Annotated in this window: 9 protein-coding genes; 3 read left to right on the top strand and 6 right to left on the bottom strand. The window is 69.5% G+C overall.

Annotation, left to right across the window (positions count from 1 at the left end; all coding sequences use genetic code 11):
• Positions 1–15 precede the first annotated feature (15 nt).
• Positions 16–726 carry a Crp/Fnr family transcriptional regulator gene (locus AC1DK4_RS40025; protein ID WP_477132230.1) on the bottom strand — a complete coding sequence of 237 codons (711 nt, stop codon included), beginning with the start codon at positions 724–726 and terminating at the stop codon, positions 16–18.
• Between the two features lie 155 nt (positions 727–881).
• Between AC1DK4_RS40025 and AC1DK4_RS40020 the strand changes: the two genes are divergently transcribed.
• Positions 882–1379: an Mpo1 family 2-hydroxy fatty acid dioxygenase gene (locus AC1DK4_RS40020; RefSeq protein ID WP_441615189.1), complete on the top strand. Its 498-nt coding sequence runs from the start codon at positions 882–884 to the stop codon at positions 1377–1379.
• A gap of 26 nt (positions 1380–1405) precedes the next feature.
• Here AC1DK4_RS40020 and AC1DK4_RS40015 read toward each other — a convergent pair whose 3' ends face one another.
• The gene (locus AC1DK4_RS40015) at positions 1406–2305 is read right to left on the bottom strand and encodes a LysR substrate-binding domain-containing protein (protein WP_441615191.1); all 900 of its coding nucleotides are present in this window, start codon (positions 2303–2305) and stop codon (positions 1406–1408) included.
• Between the two features lie 133 nt (positions 2306–2438).
• On the opposite strand from AC1DK4_RS40015, the gene AC1DK4_RS40010 reads away from it, so the two are divergent.
• Positions 2439–3458, top strand: a complete 1020-nt coding sequence (locus tag AC1DK4_RS40010; protein WP_441643293.1) for a DUF1338 domain-containing protein — start codon at positions 2439–2441, stop codon at positions 3456–3458.
• Between the two features lie 18 nt (positions 3459–3476).
• Here AC1DK4_RS40010 and AC1DK4_RS40005 read toward each other — a convergent pair whose 3' ends face one another.
• Genes AC1DK4_RS40005 through AC1DK4_RS39995 form a run of 3 tightly spaced genes read right to left on the bottom strand, consistent with a single transcriptional unit; the run spans position 3477 to position 5877 of the window.
• On the bottom strand, positions 3477–4805 hold the full coding sequence (locus AC1DK4_RS40005) for a sensor histidine kinase (RefSeq protein ID WP_477132229.1): 1329 nt from the start codon (positions 4803–4805) through the stop codon (positions 3477–3479).
• Positions 4806–4808: 3 nt separating this feature from the next.
• Positions 4809–5486 (bottom strand): response regulator transcription factor, encoded by a 678-nt coding sequence (locus AC1DK4_RS40000; protein WP_441615196.1) that lies wholly within the window; start codon positions 5484–5486, stop codon positions 4809–4811.
• Between the two features lie 49 nt (positions 5487–5535).
• Positions 5536–5877, bottom strand: coding sequence for a PepSY domain-containing protein (locus AC1DK4_RS39995; protein ID WP_441615198.1), 342 nt, complete (start codon positions 5875–5877; stop codon positions 5536–5538).
• Between the two features lie 160 nt (positions 5878–6037).
• Here AC1DK4_RS39995 and AC1DK4_RS39990 point away from each other — a divergent pair, with 160 nt between their 5' ends.
• Entirely contained in the window at positions 6038–6280 is a 243-nt protein-coding gene (locus AC1DK4_RS39990) for a hypothetical protein (protein WP_441615200.1), read from the top strand.
• 22 nt (positions 6281–6302) lie between these two features.
• Here the strand turns inward: AC1DK4_RS39990 and AC1DK4_RS39985 are convergent, their stop codons facing one another.
• The gene (locus AC1DK4_RS39985) at positions 6303–7085 is read right to left on the bottom strand and encodes an IclR family transcriptional regulator (protein ID WP_477132228.1); all 783 of its coding nucleotides are present in this window, start codon (positions 7083–7085) and stop codon (positions 6303–6305) included.
• Positions 7086–7255 lie beyond the last annotated feature (170 nt).

Raw genomic sequence — 7255 nt, 5'->3', positions numbered from 1 at the left:
GGCCTCGGCCGCGCATCAGGACAATGCCAGCAGCGCCGGCACGTCGAGCAGCTCGATGTCGGCGTAATGCAGCCGCAGCATCCCGCGCGCCTCCAGCTCGCGCAACGCGTGGTTGACGGTCTGGCGCGACAGTCCGAGCATCTGGCCGAGCTGTTCCTGCGGAATGTGGACGGAGCGGCGCTCTACCCCGGGCAGGTCGCCGTAGGCCTGCGCCATCGCCACCAGCCGGCGCGCGGTGCGCGCCAGCGGCGGCAATACCTGGGTTTCTTCCACGTAATGAAAGGCCTCGCGCGTCTTGGCCGCCAGCAGCTTGCCGAACTCGCGCCACCATTGCGGATGCTGCGCCAGCATGGCGTAGAGCTTGTCGCGCTGCAGGTGCAGCACGGTGGCGGCGCTCGTGGCATGCGCATCATGGGTGCGCGCCAGGCCGTCGAACAGGCAGATCTCGCCGAACCAGGCGCCGGGTTCCAGCAGGCCGAGCAGGGCCGCCTTGCCCGCGGCGCTGTGGGCGTCGATCTGCAGCGTGCCGGAAAGCACGACGAAGATGCCGTCGAAGGCGTCGCCGCGCACGAACAACAGCTGTCCGGCGGACAGCCTGCGGGTGACGGCGTCGCRCAGCAAGGCTTCCTGCATGGCCGGCGGCAGGCCCGCGAACCAGCTTCCCGCGCGCAGCACGTGCAGCGGCTCGGGTGCCGGCGCCTGCTGCGTACGTTGCGTTACGCCCATCATCGTCTCCTGTGTCGTCTTATGCGTGCTGCCGCTCCCAGTCGGTACGGGAGTGTCAAAAACCCGACAGACCGGCGTTTTGCTGCCCGATACCATACCGCCACATCGAGCCGCGTCACAAGCAGCGGCAGCCCCCACGCCGGCAGGAGACCCCCGTGAAAACACTGATCGACCACCTCGCGGCGTACGCGGCGTATCACCGCGACCCGCGCAATGTATTCACGCATTTTATCGGTATTCCCATGATCGTCCTGGCGGTCACCACCTTGCTGGCGCGCCCCGCCATGCCGCTGGGCGACGGCGCGGGCTACCTGACGCCGGCGATGGTGGTGTACGCGCTGTCGTGCCTGTTCTATCTGCGCCTGTCGGCCGGCTTCGGCGTGGCGATGACGCTGATCCTGGCGGGCTTCGTCTATGTCGGCGGCCTGCTGGCGGCGCTGTCCACCGGCGCCTGGCTGGCCTGGGGCGTCGGCTTGTTCGTGGTGGGCTGGGTGATCCAGTTCATCGGCCACTATTACGAAGGGCGCAAGCCCGCCTTCGTCGACGACCTGGCCGGCCTGCTGGTGGGGCCGCTCTTCCTGGTTGCCGAGGTGGCCTTTGCCATGGGCCTGGCGCGCGATACGCGCGAGGCGGTCAGCGCCCATGCGCACTGAGGCTGGGCCGACGTGCCCGTAGCTGCCTAGACGGCTTGCGCCAGCAGCCAGTCGCGCAATTGCAGGACCTTGTCGTCGGGCGCCAGCCCGCGCCGGTGCGCAAGGTAATAGGCCTTGCGGCTGTCGGCTTCCGCCGGCAGCGTGGCCAGCGGTACCACCAGGCGCCCCTGAGCCAGTTCTTCTGCAATCAGGATGCGCGGTATCAGGGCCACGCCGACCCCGGCCGCCGCCGCCTGCGCCAGCATGGTGTAGAGGTCATAGCGTGGGCCGCGCATGGCCTGCGCCGGCAAGGCCGCGCCCGCCGCTGCCAGCCAGTCGTCCCACGCGCGCAGGCGGGTGGTCAGGTGCAGTAGCGGCAGCTCCAGCATCTGCGCCAGCTCCAGCCGCTTGCGACGCCCCAGCAGCGCCGGGCTGCACACCGGCACCGAAGGGCCTTCCTGCAGGATGCGCTCGCCTTCGGTGCCAGGCCACAATCCCTCGCCGTAGTAGATCGCCGCATCGAAGGCGGTATCGCTGAGTTCGAACGCCTCGGTGCGCGCCGACAGGTGCAGCGTGAGGTCGGGGAGCGCGCGCGCCAGTTGCGGCAGGCGCGGGATCAGCCACTGGCTGGCGAAGGTGGGCCCGATCGCCAGCTCGATGGCGCGCCCGCGCGGGCGCTGCGCCATCACATCCAGCGTGACCTGCTCGATCTGGTCCAGCCGCTCGCGCACTTCCTCGGCGTAGGTGCCGCCGGCCGGCGTCAGCACGATGCGCTTGCGGATGCGGTGGAACAGCGGCACGCCAAGGCGCGCTTCCAGCCCGGCGATCTGCCGGCACACGGCGCTTTCGGTCACCGCGAGCTCGTCGGCTGCGCGCGTGAAGCTGCCCAGCCGTGCCGCGGCCTCGAACATCTGCAGTGCGGTGAGACTGGGAATGCCTTTGCGCATAGTGCGTTTTTGGAAGGAAGTTGGTGCGAAGTTATCAATTGTACGAAGTCCGGCGCGGTCTCACAATAAGCCCGCCGGGAAGCTACGTGCTCCCTCCATCCCCCGAAAACAAACGATTTCCAGCGTATCGACCATGACCAAGCCGAATCTGCAACGACTTCTCGAGACCATCTGCGGTGAAGCACAGGCAGCCGAGTTACTGCAATTGATGAATGTTTCGCCGGAGTTGCTGACGGCAGGCAGCGATACCGCCAGCCGCGCCGAAGTGGCGCAGGCCCTCAATATGGTGCTGTTCGCCGATATCCTGGAGCGCGTGCCGACCGGCATGGCCTATACCCGCGACGTGATCAAGGCCGGTGGCCAGGTGGTGTTCGACCACGGCGCGCTGCGCACGGTGAAATGGGATTGCGGCCGCCTGCCGGGCGGCGAGATTGCCTTTACCCGCATCCTGGGCCCGCTGGGCTACCGTCTCAACGGCACTTATCCGCTGGACCGTATCGGCATGACCGGCCGTTCCTACGCGCACGCCGACCTGCCGGACGATATCGCCCAGTACTTCCTCAGCGAACTGCACCCGGAGCGTTTCAGCGCAGGGTTCCAGGCTGCCGTGTCGCGCGTGGTATCCGATTCCGCCGACCCGCTCGGCGAGGACGCCGTGGTGCAGCTCGCCGTGCTCGAGCGCGACGCCTGCCTGCCGCTGGCCGACGCCGCGCGCCTGGTGCCGCAGCTTGCGGCGTGCTTCGCGCGCCACCACGCCGAACCTGCGCTGGCCGACTACGAGCTGCTGCTCAAGGAATCGGCCGAGATGGCCTGGATTTCCACCGAGGGCAACGCCTTTAACCACGCCACCGACCGCGTGGCCGACGTGCGCGCCGTGGCCGATACGCAGCGCGAGCTGGGTCGTCCCATCAAGGATGCGGTGGAGGTCTCGCGCTCGGGCCGCGTGCTGCAGACCGCGTTCAAGGCTGACCCGGTGGAGCGCGGCTTCGTCGGCGCGGACGGCGTGCGGGTCGGGCGCACCGTGCCGGGSTCGTTCTACGAGTTCATCACGCGCGATGTCGTGCCCGCCACGGCAAGCGCCGCGGCCACGCTGGACCTGTCCTTCGATGCCGGCAACGCGCAGGGCATCTTCAAGATGACCGCGGCCTGCTGAGCCCGGTACGCGCCCGCCTCAGGCCTGGCCCGCCGGCAGCCTGAGGCGGGCCAGCAGGCCGCCCAGTTCGCTGCGGCCCAGTTCCAGCCCGCCTTCGTAGAGGGCGGCCATCTCGCTGACGATGGCCAGCCCCAGGCCGCTGCCCGCGGCGGCTTCGTCCAGTCGGCCAAAGCGGGCCGTGGCCAGTTCGCGGGCTTGCTCCGGCATGCCGGGGCCATCGTCTTCCACCACCACGTCCAGCATGCCGGCGCGCTCCGCCAGCGTGACGCGCACGCGCGAGGTGGCCCACTGACAGGCGTTGTCGAGCAGGTTGCCGAGGATCTCGATCAGATCCTGGCGGTCGCCGGCGAAGTGCCCGCTGCCTTGTACTTCGATGGCAATCTCGCGCCCGGCGTGCAGGCGGGTCAGTGCGCGCGCCAGTTCGGCCGTGGCCGGGCCGGCCTCGATGCGCGCCCCGCGCGCGCTGGCGGCGCCAGCCGCGCGGGCGCGCGCCAGGTGACGGTCTACCTGGCGGCGCATGGCCTCGACCTGCGCGGCGGCGGCGCGGGCCGCCTCGCCGGGCAGCCGTCCGGCCTCGTTGGCCAGGATGGCCAGCGGCGTCTTGACGGCGTGGGCAAGGTCGGCGGCCTGGCGGCGCGAGCGCGCCAGCGCATCGGCGTTGCGCGCGAGCAGGGTGTTGATCTCGGTCACCAGCGGCACCACCTCGGATGGCCACGTGCCGCCCAGGCGGCTTTCGCGACGCGCCTGCATGGCGGCCAGCGCTTGCCGCAGGCGCGCCAGCGGGGCCAGGCCGAACTTCACCTGGGCCGCCACCGCCAGCAGCAAGCCGGCACCCAGCGCGGTCAGGGACCAGCCCAGCAGGCGGTTGAAGGCCTGGCGCGCGGCCCTCAGCTCAGTGCGGTCGAGTGCCACGGAGAGCGTCACGGGCGTGTCGGCCGAAGCCAGCACGATGGGGCGTGACACCACCAGCAGCGATTGTCCGTTTGGCCCGGGGCGGATCTCGGCGTGGCTGCCCGCCACCCGGTTGCCCACCGTGGCCGGCATTTCCGCATCCCACAGCGAGCGCGAACGCAAGGTGGCGCGGCCGGACTGCGCCTGCCAGTAGGCGCCGGAGTAGGGCAATTCATAGCGTGGATCGGCCGGCGCGCGCGTCAGCGTGAGCTTGCCGTCGGCGCTCCAGTCCAGCGCGGCGGCCAGGCTGGTGAGCTGGTTGTCGAGCTGGCGCACATAGGTCTGGTTGACGTGGCGCGCGAACAGCGTGGAGAGCAGCCAGCCGGTGCCGCCGAGCGCGGCAACCAGCCAGATTGCCGCCACGGCGAGCAGCCGGATTGCCAGGGACTGGCGCATGGCTCAGTGCGCCGCGGGGGCGGGCGGCGGGCGCAGGCGGTAGCCCTGGCCGCGCACGGTTTCGATGACGTCCACGCCGAGCTTGCGCCGCAGGCGGCCGACGAAGACCTCGATGGTATTGCTGTCGCGGTCGAAATCCTGGGCGTAGATATGCTCGGTCAGCGCCGCCTTGCTGACGATGGCGCCCGGATGATGCATGAGGTAGTCCAGCACCTTGAACTCATGCGCCGTCAGCACCACCGCGGCACCGTCCACGGTGGCCACGCCCGTGCGCGCGTTCAGCCGCACCGGCCCGCAGGCCAGCTCCGGCGCGGGCATGCCATGGGCGCGGCGGATCAGGGCGCGGATGCGGGCCAGCAACTCCTCCATGCGAAAGGGTTTGGCGAGGTAGTCGTCGGCGCCTGCGTCGATGCCTTCGACCTTGTCGGTCCAGCTGTCGCGCGCCGTCAGGATCAGCACCGGCACGTTGACCTGCGCAGCGCGCCAGCGGCGCAAGACGGACAAGCCGTCCAGCCCGGGCAGGCCGAGGTCCAGCACCACTGCGTCGTAGGGCTCCTGGGCGCCGAGGTGCCAGCCGTCGAGGCCGTCGGCGGCCGTATCCACGGCATAGCCGGCGCTGACCAGGCTGGCGTGGATCTGGGCGGTGAGCGTGGCTTCGTCTTCCACCAGAAGGATGCGCATGCGGGCTCAGGTGTTGTCAGGGGGTATGCGGGGTGTCTTCAGGGTGTCTTCAGGGCTTCTTGCGGGCCTGGTCGAGGTCGCGTCCCTTGGCCTTGAGCAGGGTCGCGGTGCTGGCGTCGTACTCGAGCTTGGCGACCGAGCCACCGGGCAGCAGCAACTTCACCTCGTACTGCCAGATACCGTCGTCGCGGTCGAGCTTGACGCCGATCACGTCGCCCGCGAACTGCGCGGAGACTGTCTCAAGTATGCGCGAGAGAGGCAGGATCTGGCCGGACTGCACCGCGGCGCGCGCGCGGTCGGCGTCATTGTCGGCACGCGCGGGCGGCACCGCGCCCAGCAGCGCGAGCGCGGCGAGCAACGGCAGCAGCGCGCGCGGAGCGCGGGCGAGCATGGGCTTGCGGGCGGGAAGGCGTGCGGGAGAGCGGGGGTTCATCGGGCGCAGTGTGCGGAGTCTTGCCTGAACGGAAGCTGAATGCCGTACTCAGGCTTGGTTCAGGGAGCGGCCGTCAGAATGAACCCATTCATCGTCACCGCATTCCAGGAGCCAGGCCATGCAAGGCATTCGCGTCACCCATGATAGCCCTTCCCGCCGCCGCGACGGCAGCACGCGCGCTGCGCTCCTGCTGGCCGGTGCGGTGCTGGCAGTCCTGCTCGGGGTGGTCGCGCCGTTCTGGGCGCAGGTGGATGCGCATGCGGTGCTGCACGAGTGGAAGCATCTGGACAGCGGGCTGTCGATGATCCTGCTTGGCGCGCTGGTGCTTGGGCCGGTGCTTGCCTTCGGGCTCGACGCGTAAGCGTAGCCGGCTCCGCCTGCGTTCAGCGCCCCCGGTTGAACAGCGGCGAAGTGTGGCTGGCCGCCGCGAGTTCGGCCGCCGCCGCAAGCAGCGCGGGCCCCAGGCTCGCCATGCGCTTCTCGTCGAGCCGGATCAGCGGGCCGGCAATACTGATCACGCCGATGGCGGGATGGCCGCGCCGCTGCACCGGCGCCGCCATCGCCGTCATGCYGGGCGCGAAGACTTCGTTGATGGTCGCGTAGCCGCGTTCGCGCGCGGCGTGGATGAAGGCGAGYAGGGCCTTGACCGTGGTCGGCGCATTCGGCCCGTATTCCCGGGGCTGTCCGTAGCCCTGCCGCGACACCAGTTCCAGCGCGCGCTCGTCGCTCATCGTGAGCATCCAGGCGTGCCCCGTCGCGCTGCAGGACAGGGTCGTGTCCATGCCCATGTCCGGGTCGTAGCGCAGGCCTTTGAGCGCGCCTTGTGCCTTGGCTACCCAGGTCAGCCGGTCGCCGTCGACGATCGCCAGCCGCACCAGTTCGCCCGAGGTCTCCGCCAGCCGGTCCAGGGTCGCCTGCGCCATGTCGACGATGCCGGCCGTGGCCAGGAAACCCAGGCCGAGGCCGACCAGCTTGGTCGTCAGTACGTAATCCCCGTGTTCGCGCAACTGGCGCACGTAGCCATAGGTCTTGAGGTCGGTCAGGAGGCGGTGGCAGGCGCTGCGCGGAATATCCAGTTCGTCCGCGATGGCGGCAAGTGGCGTGCCTTCCACCTGTGTCGCGAGATATTCCAGGATTCCCAGCGTTCGTTCCATCACGCCTGACATGGCGTTCTCCTTCCGTGGTGCGCGGCAGCGGCAGGCGGCCGCCTCAATCCACAATTACTTGCATCGTCATTTCATAATACAACAAGAGATTCCACTTTGGAATGCGGTTCCACAACTGCTGCTACGATGGTTTCACTGGGCCGGCCGGCATGGCGACGGGCCAAGGACAC

The sequence above is a fragment of the Cupriavidus sp. 05N38 genome (assembly GCF_056397345.1).
This window is presented reverse-complemented; position numbering and strand designations above follow the sequence as displayed.